The organism is Flagellimonas pelagia (assembly GCF_003584135.1).
GTDB classification, from domain to species: domain Bacteria; phylum Bacteroidota; class Bacteroidia; order Flavobacteriales; family Flavobacteriaceae; genus Flagellimonas; species Flagellimonas pelagia.
Genome location: NZ_QXFI01000026.1, coordinates 72,947 through 90,751, shown reverse-complemented (window position 1 = coordinate 90,751; position 17,805 = coordinate 72,947). Strand labels below are relative to the sequence as shown.

Annotated in this window: 11 protein-coding genes; 9 read left to right on the top strand and 2 right to left on the bottom strand. The window is 42.7% G+C overall.

Going from position 1 to position 17,805, the window contains the following annotated elements; translation table 11 throughout:
• The first annotated feature begins 59 nt into the window (after positions 1 to 59).
• The 4 genes from D2V05_RS10425 (at position 60) to D2V05_RS10410 (ending at position 5,756) form a co-directional block, all read left to right on the top strand.
• Positions 60 to 986 (top strand): PfkB family carbohydrate kinase, encoded by a 927-nt coding sequence (locus tag D2V05_RS10425; protein WP_119647524.1) that lies wholly within the window; start codon positions 60 to 62, stop codon positions 984 to 986.
• 42 nt (positions 987 to 1,028) lie between these two features.
• Positions 1,029 to 2,927, top strand: coding sequence for an amidophosphoribosyltransferase (locus D2V05_RS10420; RefSeq protein ID WP_119647523.1), 1,899 nt, complete (start codon positions 1,029 to 1,031; stop codon positions 2,925 to 2,927).
• A gap of 476 nt (positions 2,928 to 3,403) precedes the next feature.
• Positions 3,404 to 5,221 carry a hypothetical protein gene (locus D2V05_RS10415; protein ID WP_147378268.1) on the top strand — a complete coding sequence of 606 codons (1,818 nt, stop codon included), beginning with the start codon at positions 3,404 to 3,406 and terminating at the stop codon, positions 5,219 to 5,221.
• Positions 5,181 to 5,756, top strand: coding sequence for a hypothetical protein (locus tag D2V05_RS10410; protein WP_119647521.1), 576 nt, complete (start codon positions 5,181 to 5,183; stop codon positions 5,754 to 5,756). Before D2V05_RS10415 ends, D2V05_RS10410 begins: the two co-directional genes overlap by 41 nt.
• Before the next feature lie 801 nt (positions 5,757 to 6,557).
• Here the strand turns inward: D2V05_RS10410 and D2V05_RS10405 are convergent.
• Positions 6,558 to 7,166 carry a superoxide dismutase gene (locus D2V05_RS10405; protein ID WP_119647977.1) on the bottom strand — a complete coding sequence of 203 codons (609 nt, stop codon included), beginning with the start codon at positions 7,164 to 7,166 and terminating at the stop codon, positions 6,558 to 6,560.
• A gap of 114 nt (positions 7,167 to 7,280) precedes the next feature.
• On the opposite strand from D2V05_RS10405, the gene D2V05_RS10400 reads away from it, so the two are divergent.
• The 4 genes from D2V05_RS10400 (at position 7,281) to D2V05_RS10385 (ending at position 15,894) form a co-directional block, all read left to right on the top strand.
• Entirely contained in the window at positions 7,281 to 10,409 is a 3,129-nt protein-coding gene (locus D2V05_RS10400; protein WP_119647520.1) for a UvrD-helicase domain-containing protein, read from the top strand.
• A gap of 11 nt (positions 10,410 to 10,420) precedes the next feature.
• Positions 10,421 to 11,614: a glycine C-acetyltransferase gene (kbl, locus tag D2V05_RS10395; RefSeq protein ID WP_119647519.1), complete on the top strand. Its 1,194-nt coding sequence runs from the start codon at positions 10,421 to 10,423 to the stop codon at positions 11,612 to 11,614.
• Between the two features lie 123 nt (positions 11,615 to 11,737).
• On the top strand, positions 11,738 to 13,096 hold the full coding sequence (locus tag D2V05_RS10390; RefSeq protein WP_119647518.1) for an OmpA family protein: 1,359 nt from the start codon (positions 11,738 to 11,740) through the stop codon (positions 13,094 to 13,096).
• 68 nt (positions 13,097 to 13,164) lie between these two features.
• A complete protein-coding gene (locus tag D2V05_RS10385; protein WP_119647517.1) occupies positions 13,165 to 15,894 on the top strand; it encodes a PD-(D/E)XK nuclease family protein in 2,730 nt (909 codons plus the stop codon).
• Here the strand turns inward: D2V05_RS10385 and D2V05_RS10380 are convergent, their stop codons facing one another.
• Entirely contained in the window at positions 15,895 to 16,602 is a 708-nt protein-coding gene (locus D2V05_RS10380; RefSeq protein ID WP_119647976.1) for an SDR family oxidoreductase, read from the bottom strand. It abuts the gene before it with no gap.
• 262 nt (positions 16,603 to 16,864) lie between these two features.
• Here D2V05_RS10380 and D2V05_RS10375 point away from each other — a divergent pair, with 262 nt between their 5' ends.
• Complete coding sequence (locus D2V05_RS10375) at positions 16,865 to 17,719, top strand: CPBP family intramembrane glutamic endopeptidase (protein ID WP_119647975.1); 855 nt, start codon at positions 16,865 to 16,867, stop codon at positions 17,717 to 17,719.
• Positions 17,720 to 17,805 lie beyond the last annotated feature (86 nt).

Sequence of the window (17,805 nt, the reverse complement as noted above, 5' to 3'; positions counted from 1 at the left end):
CTCCACCCATAGTACCATATGGAACTTCTATACCTTATATTTGCACCAAAATTCAGGGAATGGGCAAATTGCTGATCGTGGGATCTATGGCCTTTGATGCCATTGAGACCCCATTTGGAAAGACTGGCAGAATATTGGGTGGTGCCGGAACCTTTATTGGTCTTGCCGCCTCACAATTTAAACTGGATGCCGCCATCGTCTCCGTTGTGGGCGACGACTTTCCCCAGTCCTACATGGATATCCTAAAAAACAAGAACATCGACCTGACCGGAGTGGAAGTGGTGAAAGGCGGAAAAACGTTTTTCTGGGAAGGAAAATATCATAACGACCTGAATTCCCGAGACACCTTGGTTACCGAGCTCAACACCTTGGCCGATTTCAACCCGATCGTTCCCGCTGATTTTACTTCTGCGGATGTGGTCATGTTGGGCAACCTTCACCCGAATATCCAAATGAGTGTAATTAATCAGATGGAAGAACGACCAAAGTTGATCATACTGGATACCATGAACTTTTGGATGAACAGTACTTGGGACGAATTGATGGCAGTGATCAAAAAAATTGATGTGATCACCATTAATGATGAAGAGGCAAGACAGATGACGAGTGAATATTCCTTGGTAAAAGCTGCAGCGAAAATTCAAGAAATGGGCCCTAAGTATGTGGTCATTAAAAAAGGAGAGCACGGCGCCCTGTTGTTCCATAAAGAGAACATTTTCTTTGCCCCGGCACTTCCTTTGGAAGAGGTTTTTGATCCCACCGGAGCTGGCGATACCTTCGCGGGGGGATTTGCGGGATATTTGACCGAATCAGGGAACATTTCGTTCGAGAGCATGAAGAATGCCATCATCCATGGATCAAACCTAGCCTCTTTTTGTGTGGAACGGTTTGGTACCGAACGGATGATTAACCTGCAAAAACATGAAGTGGACAGTCGGTTGGTGCAGTTTAGGGATTTGACACAGTTCAATATAGAATTAACATAAATACCTGCCCTGAAAATTCGGGGCATTTTTATTTGGTTTATTATGAGTGATGCCATTAAGCACGAATGCGGAATATCATTGATCCGTTTGCTTAAACCTCTGGAATATTACCAGGAAAAATACGGTACGGCCTTTTATGGGGTGAACAAAATGTACCTAATGATGGAGAAGCAGCACAACCGCGGTCAGGACGGTGCCGGTTTTGCCAGCATAAAGTTGGACATGAAGCCCGGAGAGCGTTACATGAGCAGGGTGCGATCCGCCCAACAGCAACCCATTCAGGATATTTTTGCCCAGATCAATCAGCGCATCAATACTACCCTTGCCGAAAATCCGGGACATGATGAGGATGTGGCCTGGCAAAAAAAGAACATTCCCTATATAGGTGAATTGTTGATGGGACATGTGCGCTATGGCACGTTTGGAAAGAACAGCATTGAAAGCGTACACCCTTTTCTTCGCCAAAACAACTGGATGCATCGTAACCTGATCGTTGCCGGAAACTTCAACATGACCAATGTGGACGAGCTTTTTGGTAATTTGGTGGAATTGGGGCAGCACCCCAAGGAAATGGCCGATACGGTTACCGTTATGGAAAAAATAGGTCACTTTTTGGACGATGCCGTGGCCAAGCTCTACAAACAGATCAAAAAAGAAGGATTCAATAAAAGGGAAGCTTCCCCTTTGATCGCGGAACGGTTGAACGTGGCCAAGATCTTGAAAAAAGCTTCCAAGAACTGGGACGGTGGCTATACCATGGGCGGTTTGCTGGGCCATGGGGACGCCTTTGTGATGCGTGATCCTGCTGGAATCAGACCTGCTTATTATTACAAGGATGATGAAGTAGTCGTGGTGGCTTCGGAACGACCCGTGATCCAAACCGTTTTCAATGTAAAGTTTGAAGAGGTAAAGGAATTGGACCCAGGACATGCGGTCATTGTGAAGAAAAATGGAAGCGTTTCCTTGAAAGAAATCTTGGAACCCACCGAGCGTAAAGCGTGTTCGTTTGAGCGTATCTATTTTTCCAGAGGTAGCGATAAAGAGATTTATCAGGAACGAAAAAAATTGGGCAAATTGGTATTCCCCCAAATTTTGGAATCCATTAACCACGATTTAAAGAACACCGTGTTTTCCTATATCCCCAACACCGCCGAAACCTCATTTTTTGGGATGGTGAAGGAAGCCCAGAACTACCTCAACCTGAAAAAAGAGGAACAGATCTTGGCGCTTGGTTCCGATATCTCCCGGGAAAACCTGCATAAAATACTTTCGGTACGACCACGGATCGAGAAAGTGGCGATCAAAGATGCCAAACTAAGAACCTTCATTACACAGGATAGTAGCCGGGACGATTTGGTAGCCCACGTGTATGACATTTCCTATGGCTCTGTGAAGGAAAACGATAACCTGGTCATTATTGATGATAGTATTGTTCGCGGTACCACACTGAAACGAAGTATTCTGAAAATCCTCGACAGGTTATCACCAAAGAAAATCATCGTGGTGTCCTCTGCCCCACAAATCCGTTATCCCGATTGTTACGGCATTGATATGGCCAAACTGGAAGACTTTGTGGCCTTTAAAGCGGCACAGGCCCTACATGAAGAACACGGCACCACGCACAAGATTGAAGAAATCTATAAAAAGTGTCTGGCGCAAACCACATCCAAGGACAAAGACGTGGTCAATTACGTAAAGGAATTTTATGCCCCCTTTACCCCTGACCAGATCTCCAAGAAAATCGCAGAGATCCTGAGCCCGGAAGGCATCAACGCGGAAGTGGACATTATTTACCAAACCGTGGAAAGCCTACATGAGGCCTGTCCCAAGAACCTTGGGGACTGGTATTTTACAGGAGATTATCCCACACCAGGAGGTAACCGTGTAGTGAACAGGGCGTTCATCAACTTCTTTGAAGGGAAGAACGAAAGGGCATATTAACAAATCATATATCAGGGATGCCTTTACGTGCATTTCATCGATGAAACTAGCAGATTGGCGGGTTTTTATACGCTGGCAAACCCACAAACCTACTTTAGTATTGCCATAGCATAAGTAGGTTAAGTTCATGGTAAGATTTGGGGCAAAAAAGGTGGAAGCTATTCCACCTTTTTTATTTTATGGTTGTTCAAACTATCAACATAACTGATGGTTTTGTCCCGACAAATTGCCTTATTTTGATACCGTCAGAGCAACTTCTTCCTATTTATATCCAAACTTTCCGTACGATTTACTTAAGGTCTATTTTTAGGTTTGTTCGATTTTTATTCAAAAAAAGCTATATTGTCCTCGCTTTCCGTAGCAATATACCCCATACACCATTTTTTAATGTCCCTGTGCTCCGATCAATCTCGGGCCAGGCTAGTATGTTGTACCCCACAACTACCTTACTGTTTGATAACTTAACCTGACAAGGCATGAAAAGACTATGCTTGTGCCTCATATGGCCACTGGTGTTCCTTCTTCTGTTGAACGCATGTAGCCCCGGGGAGGCACCGTCCCAAGAGGACGACCCAAAAGAGCGGGGCTCCACCCCATTGGGCATCTCGTTGGAACAGATGGCACTGCAGGACCTGAACGACGAACCCGTTCGCACGGCAATCTCCCGCTTGTCATCAATGGGCGGGACAACGACTACCAAAAATATGGGTTCCGATCTTTATGGTTTTACCGTGGACACTTCCATGGTAAAGGTCATTACGCACGATGATGTGACATCCTATACTTTTCCGATAAAAAGGGGCCGCAACGATGGCAGTTTCTTCGAGAACCTGGTGCTACAGCGGAATCCATCGGGCAACCTGCAGGCTTTTCTGGTCAGGTACCACCTAAAGGATGGTATCCGTGCCCTTGCCGAACACGGCTCCTTTTCCTTTGAGGGGAGAAGGGAACTGTTCTCTTTGGATCTGGAAAGACTGGATGTTGGCCTTGTTGAAAAGAACGACACCTGCTATGACGTGGTGGAACTATGGTGCCACTTTGGGGGAACCGATCACCCCGCAGGGGAGATGTGCATTTTGGAGGCACAGCTCACGGGCGACGACCGGCTCTTCTACAAGGAATCCATGGTCTGTTTGATCGGGGGCTCCGGTAGCGGCATTCCCGGGGAACCTGATCTGGGAAATGGGGAGGGCGGCAACGGTGGCGGGGCCGGGTTCGAGGACCCCTATATCATCACCGCGCCCACAAATGTCGCCCTCTACGAATCTCAGCTCAAGGAATTTGCCAGTGGAAAGCTGTCCCAAGCAGAAAGGGGATATTACAATTCCGACTCCAACATCAAGAACATCGTGGACGGATACCTCATCGACAACGGGGTCTCCAACCTGGCCATGTTCAAGGCCAAGAACCATCTTTCCCTGGGATACGACCTCTCGCTAACGCCCCAACAGTTCGTATGGTATTTCCAGCACAGGGACTCCGGTGAGGTCGAGGACCTAAAGCAGTACCTGCAAGATCAGTCCAACTCCGCAAAGGCAAGAGCATTTGGGAAGGAGAGCATAAGCGCCTGGATGGATAACGGAGAAGTGGATTTTGAGGAAGAGATCATTTATCTTCTCGAAGGCTATCCGTGTCAAAAGAATATCATACAGGAAGCCCTTGCGGCTAACTCCCCTGTTACAGACTTGGTAAGGGATATTTTTAATAGTAATGTCAAGCCAACGATCACTATCCAAGCTTATAATCTCAACAATATTCTAGAAGGAGGAAATACACATGCCCAAAACGGAAATCCACTACATTATTTTATTACGATGAATACCCAACGGCTTGATGTTTCAACAGATATTGATATTGCAAGTACAGCCATACATGAGAGTGTTCATGCTTTACTGTTTTATTTTTATCAAGCAGGTTCGTTTCAATCCAATAATGAATCTTATGCTCAACTGGTTGAAGATTTTACAATTCACCAAGCTTCTTTTGGAGGCGACCACCATGAGTATATGCAAAATTTTGTTGGGGATATTGCAGATTCGCTATATAGTTGGTCTATCAATAATAATTATGTGCCAAATAATTTTACCGAATATGACACCAACGATTCCAATAATTATGATGGACTTAGAGAATATTTAGGCAAACTTGCTTGGAATGGTTTAACTGACACAGGTACTTTTGAGCTACTGTATCCAGAAGGAACTCTGGAAAGACAAAATATAATACAATTAATAAATTCAGAATCTTTACCTTATGAAAACTCGGCAAATCCATTTGGTACTCCTTGTGATTAGTCTATCCTTATTTATTGCTTGCAAGGCATTGCCCAAAGAAGAAACTTTGGTAAAAGAAACATATGGGATCATTAACACAATTCTTAATGATTATAAAAATCCCAACAAACCTTATGTTATAATAGAAGAAACAGTAGGACTGGCAATGGAAGACTTCAACAGTCACATGAACGGCCAAAAAGTATTGAATGATGAGGGCTACAATTCTGACCCATGTGCAATGAGCTATATTGAAGGCAAAGTGAAATTAAACAAAACCACCTTTAGATTAAAAACGTGGGATAAATCAAAAATCACTTATAATGAAGTAAGTTATATTAGTCGTGAAAAGCTGGGTAAAAACATATCTATGAAAGAGGCCTATGAACTTATGGGCAAACAAATTTTTAGTTTCTCTAATCCAATTTATGATAAAAGAATCATTAATGCAGTCATACTTGTCGATATTAGTAGAGAAGGTCAAATACTTCATTTTTTACAAAAGGAAAAAGGGGACTGGAATATCATTTGCCGGTATTACACCATTCATTATTAAAAAGAAAAACACCTTAGAAGATCTAAATATTAAATGGCGAATGTTTTAAGAATAAAATTAAAAACCCAAATTTAATCTATGCCTCGGACCGTCCCGATTTAGTAGCATTAATAAATCCGCCAAGACCGCTTAGGGTTCATTTGTCTAAACCCTATTTAAACAAGGATAAAACCAAAGCAGTCATATTCAGAATTATTGGGGGTAACGGATTTTTGATTTTAGCAAAAAAAGTCGATGGTAAGTGGCAGCTCTGTGGTGAAATCGAGTATATGGTTTCATAGCATGTAAGATTTAATTTTTCATTAGCCATAGCCGTTAGGGTTTGTCGGATATAATCCATAAAAAACGTGCAACTTTCTTGATTTTTATCAATTATTCAACACATATGAACACTTCAACCAAATAAAGGGAGTTTCATCTAAAAGCTTGTTGGGCAAAATGCCTCTTGCCGTACATTTGGAAGACCATAGCATAAGTAGGTTAAGTTCATGGTAAGATTTGGGGAAAGAAGGCGGAGAACACTCCGCCTTCTTTATGTTTGACTACCAACGATTTATCCATTTTATCGACGAACTGCACGTTTTATTTTTCCCCGGAAATTCAAAAATTTATCCCAAAACCTTTGTTATTTTACACAATACCAGTATTTTAGTCTCGCCATAGCATAAGTAGGTTAAGTTTATGGTAAGATTTGGGACGAAAAGGGCGGGGGCTTCCTCGCCCTTTTCTATTTTATAAACTTTGGGCAATAAAAAAAGCCGTGCACTAGGTACACGGCTCTTCATTTTTAAGAAGTATCCCTTATTTGGCAGCCTTATAATTCTCGGCCACTTTATCCCAATTGATTACATTGTAAAAAGAGGAAATATAGTCAGGTCTTCTGTTCTGATAGTTCAAATAGTAGGCATGTTCCCAAACATCCAAGCCCAAAATGGGTTGTCCGCCACAGCCTACACCGGGCATAATGGGGTTATCCTGGTTGGGAGTGGAGCAGATGTCCAGTTTACCTCCCTTTTGAACACACAACCAAGCCCATCCCGAACCAAATCGGGTAGCGGCCGCGGCTGAAAATTTTTCTTTGAATGCATCAAAGGAACCAAAGGCCGCATCAATGGCGCTGGCCAATTCTCCCGTAGGTGCACCTCCCCCGTTGGGGGACATGATTTCCCAGAAAAGCGAGTGGTTGTAAAATCCTCCTCCATTGTTCCTAACGGCCATATTGGTCATATCCAAATTCGTAAGAATATCCTCGATGGACTTTCCATCCAAATCGGTGCCCTTAATGGCATTGTTCAAATTGGTGGTGTAGCCGTTGTGGTGCTTGGTGTGGTGGATTTCCATGGTCCTAGCATCTATATTCGGTTCCAATGCATCGTATGCATACGGTAATTTAGGTAATTCAAAAGCCATAATAATTCTGTTTTTTGTGTTATTACTAATTATGGTAAAAATACGGGTTTTAACAAACATATTCCGCTAAAACCATGTTAACTTGAGGTCGCTAATCCTTATTTTGCGGGAAAAATGGCTTTGGAAGGTTCCAACTTTAAAATATACAGTGCTTCTGCGGGTTCGGGCAAGACCTATGCCCTGACCAAAGAGTATCTTAAACTGTTGTTGGCCCACGATTATCCCTTGAAGTTCAGACAGATTTTGGCCATTACTTTCACCAACAAGGCCGTGAATGAAATGAAAACAAGGATCCTGGACAATCTTCAGGGGTTTGGATTGGAAAAAGTGCCCAAAAAACAGGAATCGCTTTTTAAGGGACTTTGCCAAGAACTGGCCTTGAGCGCGGAACAATTAAGAACCCGATCCAAACTTATCCTTAAAAGGATACTTCACAACTATTCGTTTTTTGAAATATCGACCATAGATAAGTTCAACCATAAAATCATCAAGACGTTTGCGCGAGACTTGCATCTTTCCCAAAATTTTGAGGTGGAACTGAACCTTGACCTCCTTTTGGAAGAAGCGGTAGGCAGACTTTTGGAACGCGCAGGAAGTGATGAAGAATTGACGGAAGTGCTGATCGCTTTTTCCCTTGAAAAAATTGATGATGACAAAAGTTGGGACATTACCCGGGATCTCATCGAAATGGGAAAACTACTTTTTCAGGAAAACCATGCCGAACACGTAGAGCCTTTAAAATCGAAATCCATCGGCGATTTTCAGGATATCCAAAAGAACATTTCCATCCAGATGGGAAAAATAGGGTCGATCATAGAAGACAAGGCCGAAGCCGCCCTTCTAGAGATGGAAAAACAAGGTTTCGATTTTGTCGACTTTCCAAGGCAAACCCTCCCAAACCATTTTAAGAAAATGGTCGAGGGTGAATTGAGCCCCAGAGTATTGTACACTAGCAAAACGCTGGAACCTAGTTTGATTGAGGGCAACATTTTGAAAGCCAATGATAAACGGGATGCATCATCGCTGGCCAGCACTTTGCTGCAGGCCTATTTGACAATCAAGGAAGCCATTTATCGGCATAGCTACCTGAAAAACATCTATGGCAATATCGTGCCCATGACGGTACTGAACGAAATCGCCAAAGAAATCAAGAACATTGAACTCGACAAGGACATTATCCCCATTTCATCCCTGAACGCCATCCTCTCCAATGAAATCAAGGACCAGCCTGTTCCGTTTATTTATGAACGAATGGGCGAAAAATACCGCCATTACTTTATCGATGAGTTTCAGGATACCTCAAAAATGCAATGGGACAATTTGATTCCCCTGATCGGCAATGCCTTGGAAAGTGAAAATGAGAGACATGAGCATGGCTCCCTGTTTTTGGTGGGTGATGTGAAACAGGCCATTTACCGTTGGCGGGGTGGCAAGGCCGAGCAGTTTTTGGATCTTATGAACGGGAAATCACATCCCTTTGTAGTAGAGCCCAGCATCCATTCATTAGGTACAAACTGGCGTAGTCATGATGAAATTGTGGGCTTCAACAATACCTTTTTTACCACCGTAGCCCCAGTACTGAAAAATGAGGACTACCAAAACCTGTTTTTAAAGGATTCCCATCAAAAGACCAATAACAATCCTGGCGGTTATGTGCAGTTGACCTTTTTGGACAAGGATACTGAAGAAAAAGATGAGGTGTATTGCAACGCTGTATTGGAAACCATCCATCAAATACTCTCTGAAGGGTATTCCCATTCAGATATCTGTATCTTGGTACGCGACAATAAAAATGGCATGCTCTTGGCTGATTTTTTGGCAAGGAACGAAATTCCCATTATTTCTTCGGATGCCCTGTTGTTGGCCCACAATGACAAGGTAGGATTTTTGATCGCCCTCCTCAGGATATGTGAAAATGCCAACGACCGTGAAGCCGCTTATCAAATATTGATGTATCTGTCCCAAGGCGAAAAGGACATTCATGGGTTCATTTCAACAAACATGGACCAAATGGAACGCTTTCTTGGGCAAGAATATGGGTTCCTTATCTCAAAATTAAGGGGACAATCCGTGTTTACCTTGCTGGAAAAAGCCATTGCCCAGTTCAACCTTGGCGAGAGTTCCATTGCACATATCACCTTTTTGATGGATGAGGTGTTGGATGTGGAAAAACGGGAAGGCCCAAGTATATATGCATTTCTTAAATATTGGGAAGTAAAAAAATCATCACTTTCCATAGCGGCCCCGGAAGATGTGAATGCCGTTCGGATCATGACCGTACATAAGGCCAAGGGACTCGAGTTTCCTTTTGTCATCTTTCCTTTTGCCAATGCTCTTTTGGATGACAAAAGAAAGAAAAAGAAGGCTTGGGTGCCAGCGACGCCAACGGAATCTGATTTGGGTTTGAAGGAATTCCTTATCAATATGAACAAGGATATGGAAGCTTTCAATGAGGTTACATCCGATATCTATATGGACGAAGCCCAAAAATCCGTGCTGGATGCCATGAACGTGCTTTATGTGGCCCTTACAAGGCCCATAAAAGGCCTTTTCATTTTCACCGAAACGGGGAAAGATGTGGGTTCCGTTCAAGAATCCCTTTCCTATTCCGATCTTTTTCAGGAATACCTTAAAAGTAAGGGGCTCTATCAAGAAACCCAACTTACCTGCCGTTTTGGGTCGTTTCCCAAAAACATGGAAAATCAGCCTCAAACCGAAGCGGATGAAAACCATATCACCTATATCACCCGACCCAAAGGGGACACTGGCTTCACGATTTCAACCAAATCGGGAAGATTGTGGGACGATGAACGCATCGAAGCCATTGAAATGGGAAATGTTATCCATTTTGCACTGAGCCAGATCAAGTATGCGGAAGAGGTTCCCCAAGTAATTGAAAATCTGCAGTTAAATGGGTATTTCTCCAAGGATGCTGCAAAAGATATGGAGGATAAACTTTTAGAGGTGGTCACCCATCCGCAATTGAAGGACTTTTTCAAGGAAGGCCTACAGATACTGAACGAGCAGGAAATCCTTACGACATCCGGTATTTCTCTGCGCCCGGACAGGATCGTTATCTCGGGAAAAGAAGCCATCATCTTGGATTACAAGACTGGAAAGCCATCACCCTCACACAAAGAACAGATCATGCAGTACGCCGATGTGCTAAAAGAAATGGATTATGAAATCAAACATGCCATTATTGTTTATATTGACCAAAAAATAGAACCTGTTTTCGTTTAATTCATACAACCATGTACGGAAAAATTAAAGAACATTTGGCCAATGAGCTGGAAGCCATAAAAGAAGCCGGCCTTTTTAAAAAAGAACGCATCATCACTTCTCCCCAAGGGGCGGTCATCAAAATCTCCACGGGGCAGGAAGTTATCAATTTTTGCGCCAATAATTATTTAGGACTTTCCTCCCATCCCGAAGTGATCCAAGCAGCCAAAGATATTATGGACACCCATGGCTTTGGCATGTCGTCGGTCCGGTTCATATGTGGCACCCAGGACATCCATAAAGAACTGGAACAAAAAATCGCTGATTTCTATGGCACTGAGGATACCATATTATATGCTGCCGCCTTCGATGCCAATGGAGGGGTCTTCGAACCCTTATTGACCGAAGAGGATGCCATCATCTCGGATTCCTTGAACCATGCCTCGATCATTGACGGGGTTAGGCTCTGCAAGGCCAAACGGTATCGCTATGCCAATAGTGACATGGCCGATTTGGAGGCGCAACTCAAACAAAGTGAAAAAGACGGTGCCCGTTTCAAAATCATTGTTACGGACGGGGTCTTCTCCATGGATGGATTGGTAGCGCCATTGGATAAAATCTGCGACCTAGCTGATAAGTACGATGCCATGGTCATGATCGACGAGTGCCACGCTGCAGGTTTTATTGGTGAAACCGGACGCGGTACTTTAGAGGAAAAAGGTGTTATGGGTCGCATCGATATCATTACCGGAACATTGGGTAAGGCCTTGGGTGGAGCCATGGGAGGTTACACCACCGGGAAAAAGGAGATCATAGAAATACTGCGCCAACGCTCGCGCCCCTATTTGTTCTCCAATTCACTGGCACCGGCCATTGTGGGTGCATCCATCAAGGTTTTTGAAATGTTGGACAAGGACACTACCCTTCGGGACAAACTGCAGAGCAATACGGAATACTTCAAAAAAGGAATGAAAGAAGCCGGTTTTGATATCATCGATGGGGATTCCGCCATTGTTCCTGTCATGTTATATGATGCCAAACTTTCCCAAAAAATGGCCGATATGCTATTGGATGAAGGTATTTATGTGATCGGATTTTTCTATCCCGTGGTGCCAAAGGACAAAGCAAGGATACGGGTACAGTTGTCCGCAGCTCATGAAAAGGAACATTTGGACCATGCTATAAATGCATTCATCAAGGTAGGAAAATCGTTAAAAATCGTCTAAAATCGTTGAAATGCAGCAAAACCACTGGCAAATGAGTCAAAAAAAAAGAAATTTAGATTTTGTTAATAAGTCTTAACAACTTACATTTGCTGCTGATAAACACTTAAACTTAAAATTTTGAGCATGAAACATCTTAGCAAATTATTGGTTGTTGCCCTTGTTTTTGTAGGGGTTAACAGCATACAAGCGCAAGACGAGAATAACCCATGGCAAGTAAGCATTGGAGTTAATGCGATAGACGCTTATCCTACTAACGATAGCAACAATCCATACTCAAGCAGTACGTTGTTTGATGAGTACTTTAATGTGTCAGACCACTGGAACATCTTGCCTTCTGTCTCTTATGTTGCCGTTTCCAAGTATATCGGTGATGGTTTCTCTGTAGGTGCAAGAGGTTCTTTGAACAGAATCGAAAAAGTTGGAGATATGTCTGTTGACGATCTTTCACACTATGCTATTGATGGTACCATTAAATACAACATCCTAAAAAACACTACTGTAGATCCTTTTGTTGAAGTAGGTGGTGGTTACACTTGGATTGACGAGATCGGTGCTGGAACCGTAAATGGAGGTGTCGGTGTTAACTTTTGGTTTTCCGAAAATGTTGGCCTGACTCTTCAAACACAATACAAGCATGCTTTTGAAGATTATTTGATGAGTCACTTCCAACATATGGCTGGTATCAGCATCAAGTTCGGTGGTACCGATACTGATGGTGATGGTATCTACGACAAAGATGATGCTTGTCCAGAAGTTGCCGGTTTGGCTGCTTTCAACGGTTGTCCTGATTCTGACGGTGACGGTATCGAAGATTCTAAAGATAGCTGCCCTAACGCTGCTGGTCCAAAAGAATTGAACGGTTGTCCTGATTCTGACGGTGATGGTGTTGCCGATAAAGACGATGCTTGTCCAAGCACTCCAGGTCTTGCTTCTCTAGCTGGATGTCCTGATGCTGACGGTGACGGTGTTGCCGATAAAGACGATGCTTGTCCAAACGAAGCAGGTCCTGCTGCCAACAAAGGATGCCCATGGCCTGATTCTGACGGTGACGGTGTTCTTGACAAAGACGATCAATGTCCAGACGTAGCCGGTACTGTTGCTAACAACGGTTGTCCAGAAGTAACTGAGGAAGTTCAAAAACAATTGAACGATTACGCTAGAACTATTTTGTTCGATACTGGTAAATCTTCCATCAAAGCAGAATCTACTTCTGTAATGGTAGACATCATCCAAATCTTGAACGAGTATCCTAACGCCAAGTTCACTGTAGAAGGACACACTGATAGCCAAGGTAGTGATGCTACTAACCAAGCGCTATCTGAAAAGAGAGCTAACGCCGTTAGGGATTTCTTGATCGACAAAGGAATTTCTGCTAGCAGATTGACTGCCATTGGTTACGGTGAATCCAAGCCAATTGCTACCAACAACACAAGAGCTGGTAGAGCACAAAACAGACGAGTTGAGATCAACTTGGTGAAATAATAAAGGAAAACAAAAGTTTTCTTTGAAAAGGCTCCCGATAATTCGGGGGCCTTTTTTATTTTTAATATATGCACAAAACCTTTCTAGAATATGTTCTGGACGATCTGGAAAAAAAGCAATTGCCCGTTGCTTCATGCACCTTTGTGTTACCCAGTAAACGTTCCGGAACTTTTCTAAAAAAGCATATTTCCAAAAGGCTTAAACAAAATATCTTTTGTCCAAAGATTCTATCCATCCAAGATTTTATTGGGGATATTTCTGGTTTAACCCAAGCAACCAATATAGATTTGCTCTTATTACTTTTTGATGTCTACAAAAATTCAGGCATTAAACAACATGATGATTTTTCCTCTTTCATCAAATGGGGGCAGACCTTGCTATTGGATTTTAATGATATTGACGGGTATTTGATCCCAGCAAAGGACATCCTCAACTATCTCTCTGCTATCAAGGAACTCAACCATTGGTCCCTTAAAAAGGAAAAAACCGAAATCATTGAAAACTACCTTCAACTCTGGGGTAGTTTGGAGCGAATATACCAGGAGTTCACATCAACTTTGCTGGAACAGAAAAGGGCCTACCAGGGTTTGGTTCAGCGCGTGGCCGTGGAAAAATTGGACAAAAGCCATGTGGCCCATCCCGAACATCCTGTAATTTTTGTGGGATTCAATGCCCTAAACAATGCTGAAGTAACTATCATTCAGCATTACCTAGAGCATGGCAACACTTATGTCTATTGGGACATCGACTCCTATTTCCTGAACGACCCGGTACACGATGCAGGGCTGTTCATCAGAAATTACCAACGGGAATGGCCCTATTATATCCATCAATCCAAAATTGAGCCCCAAAACAGTTTTCTTACTGAAAAGCATATGGAGATAACCGGGGTCCCGAAAAGCATCTCACAAACGAAATACGTAGGTCAACTCTTGCAACGAATGGATTCTGAAAAAGGCGTAGACCTGCAAAACACTGCAGTGGTCCTTGCAGATGAAACTTTGTTGGACCCCATGTTGAAAGCCGTTCCCAAAGACATTGACCATGTGAACATCACTATGGGTCTCCCTTTGAATAAAACTGTGCTATACTCCTTCTTTTTAACCTTTTTAGAAGTCAACATTGGTGTTTCGGATAGAGGGTGGTTCTATAAAAATGTGTTGGAGTTGTTGGCCAATCCTTATTTGTTGACCATCTCTTCCGCCCAAAAAATCGATTTTGCCAGATTGATGGCCAAGGATATCAAAGAAGGGAATTGGTTGTATGTTACGGAGAGAACGCTCACCAAATATGAAGGTGTAGAGGAAACGCTCTCCATTCTTTTCCCAAAAGAAAGCATCAACCCAAAACAATGGATCCACAATAGTTTACAACTGATCCAGAAATTGAAGGATATCTATCAGGCCCAACAAAACTCCCTAGAGCTGGAATACCTGTACCGGTTCTATTCCCTGTTCAATCAATTGGACCAATACTTGGATGGTGTGGATTTTGTGTCAGAACTGAAATCGGTCAAAAACCTGTTCAAACAATTGGCATCCATGGAAACCTTGGATTTTATTGGGGAACCCTTGACAGGCCTTCAGATCATGGGGATGTTGGAAAGCCGAAACCTAGACTTTGAAACCGTTATCATTACCTCGGTAAATGAGGGAATCCTACCGTCTGGCAAGTCCAACAATTCCTTTATTCCGTTTGATGTAAAGCGGGATTATGGACTCCCAACGTACAAAGAAAAGGATGCTATCTATACCTATCACTTTTACAGGCTCATACAGCGGGCCAAAAACGTTTATATTATCTACAATACCGAACCCGATGTACTTGAGGGAGGAGAAAAAAGCAGACTTATCACACAATTGTTGACCGATGAAAATCTAAAGCCGTATATCACCCATACCATTGCATCCCCGCAGGTGAAAATAGACCCCAGACCACCTGTGGAACTATTTAAACAAGGTGCATTGCTTGAAGACATCAAGGCGTTTGCCCTAAATGGGTTTTCCCCTACTTCTTTGACCAATTACATTAAAACCCCCATTGATTTCTACACTAGAAATATTTTGAAAATCAATGACTTGGAAGAAGTGGAGGAGAACATTGCAGCCAATACCTTTGGCACCATAGTCCACGACAGTTTGGAGCAATTGTACACGCGTTTGGTCGGAACGCTATTGACCAAGGACAATATTTCTGCCTTAAAGCCCAAAGTTTCAGCCATTGTTAAACAGCAATTTCTAGGAACCTTGGCAGGGGTTGACATTAAAAAAGGCAAGTACCTATTGGTGTACAATGTCATCGTGAAATATCTCACCAACTTTATAGACTTGGAACTGGAAGAGGTGAAAAAGCACCAAATAAAGTTGTTGGCCTTGGAGCAGAAATACGTGGAAGAGCTTCACATTCCTTCCTTGGATTTTCCCATCATCTTGAAGGGCACTTTGGACCGCGTGGATGAAGTGGATGGAACCCTACGCATCATCGACTACAAAACCGGCAAGGTAGAGCCCAAAAACGTGAAAATCACGGATTGGGAAGAACTCATCACCAATTATGATAAAAGCAAGGCCTTCCAATTGCTCTGTTATGCCTACCTATATGCGAAAAAACATCCCGTTCAGCAGATGAAGGCAGGCATTTATTCCTTTAAAAGTTTAAGTCAAGGATTGTTCTCCTTTACCGAGGACAAAAATCCAATTATTGATCAGCAGACTCTTTCCACTTTCGAAAGGTACCTGAATCGTCTTATCCTCGAAATCTGTTCTGTCGAAATTCCCCTCACCGAAAAAAAGGATTGATCATTTCAAATCGGGGCGAGTAGGACGCACCTCAATTTTGCTAGGCAAGGTCCGTGGGTGCATCAACAACAAGTCCACTACCAATTGCCCGATATCTTCTGGTTGAATTTTCCATGCATCTTGCTCAGAAGGAACGTGATCGTTGAAATGTGTCGCCACAGAACCTGGCATGATGGTGGTAACCTTGATATTATACTTTCTCAGATCCAACATGGCGGCTTGGGTAAAGCCCACTACCCCAAACTTGGTAGCATTGTACCCTGCCGCAGTGGCAAAAAAGTTGGTGCCCGCCAAACTGGCCAAGGTCATATAATATCCTTCGGACTCTTTTAGCGCCTCCACAGAAGCCTTTAGTGTATGGAACACCCCATTTAAGTTGGTGTCGATCATTTGGTGCCAGTCCTTATCGGACATTTCATCAATTGGGGCAAAATGCCCAACGCCCGCATTGGCCATCACCACATCCAATCGGCCCCATTTCTCCAATACGGCTTTTACCGCCTTCACTTCATCTTCCAACTTGGATACATCGGAGACCAATCCCAAAACATTATCATTGTTGAAGTTTTTTAAAGCTTCTTCTACACTTTTGGGACTTCTCCCACTAATGGCCACTTTCATGCCTTTCTCCAAAAGGCTTTCCGCGATTCCATATCCTATTCCTTTTGTGCCCCCGGTAATGTAGGCCACTTTTCCAAGTAAACTCATGATAATGTATTTTGTAGTAAAGTTCAAAAAAGAGGAGGGCAAAAACAAAAAAACCATCCTAAAGGATGGTTAATTAATGTTTAGTGGCAACAAAACGCGGGATTCATCTTAATCTAAGATGGGTCAATCCGATGATTTTTTTGATATCATTACTCTTACTTGTGGAATAGCAACATTAGTCAGAAAAGAATCCGAGAAAGAATTCAATCGTAACAAAACCCTACCCTACTCGTCGAATTATTACAATCAATCAAAAAACAACATGTCAAAACCAGCAGCACAAAAGAAAGAAACATGGAATACTTTAGGTGTCTTTTTCATTCTACTCATCTCTTTTAGTTCAATTGCATACTACGCAATTTTAAAATTAAATCCTACAAGCATTTATGTAGGTTTATTGATGATTTCCCCTGCTTTGGCCGCTTTTCTAACTTTAAAAATCAAGAAAAGGCCCGTTTCAAGTTTACCTTGGAATTTGAAGGATCTGAAATACTTAAAACTCTCGTTCTTCACTCCAATACTTTATGTCTCCATAGCTTACGCTTTACTATGGGTCTTTGGTCTTGGAAATTTGGCGAATACTGAAACCATTACCGAATGGAGTAACGAATTGGGTATTGGGGAATCCAATCAAATGCTTGTCATAGTTGCAATGGTTTTTTTATTGTTAACAGTTGGAGTAATTAAAAACTTGGGTTCCACCTTGGGTGAAGAAATCGGTTGGCGAGGTTTTCTCATATTCGAATTGCGAAAAATCATGTCTTTTAAGGCGCTTGCCATTTTCAGTGGTATTGTTTGGGCTGTTTGGCACTACCCCATAATCTATCTTATTTACGGAAAAGGGGGCGACCTTCTAATACATATGGGTGCTTTCACTATAATGATTATTGGCATATCGGTGATTTTGGCCTATTTTACTTTTAAATCCAAAAGCTTGTGGCCAGCTGCCATTTACCATTCCGTTCACAATATTTACATACAGAAAATATGCTCCCCTTTGACCACATCAAATGACAACACGGCATTTTGGATAGATGAATATGGATTCATGATTCCCATTGTTACGACTGTTTTTGCGATTTACTTTTTAATAAAGGCTGGGAAGGAAAAGTTGTAGCATAAAAAACACCTTGTTCAGGTGCTTTCAATTTTGTGGAGAATACCGTCCCGATAGCCATCGGGAGAACCGGTGGCCTTTCCGAA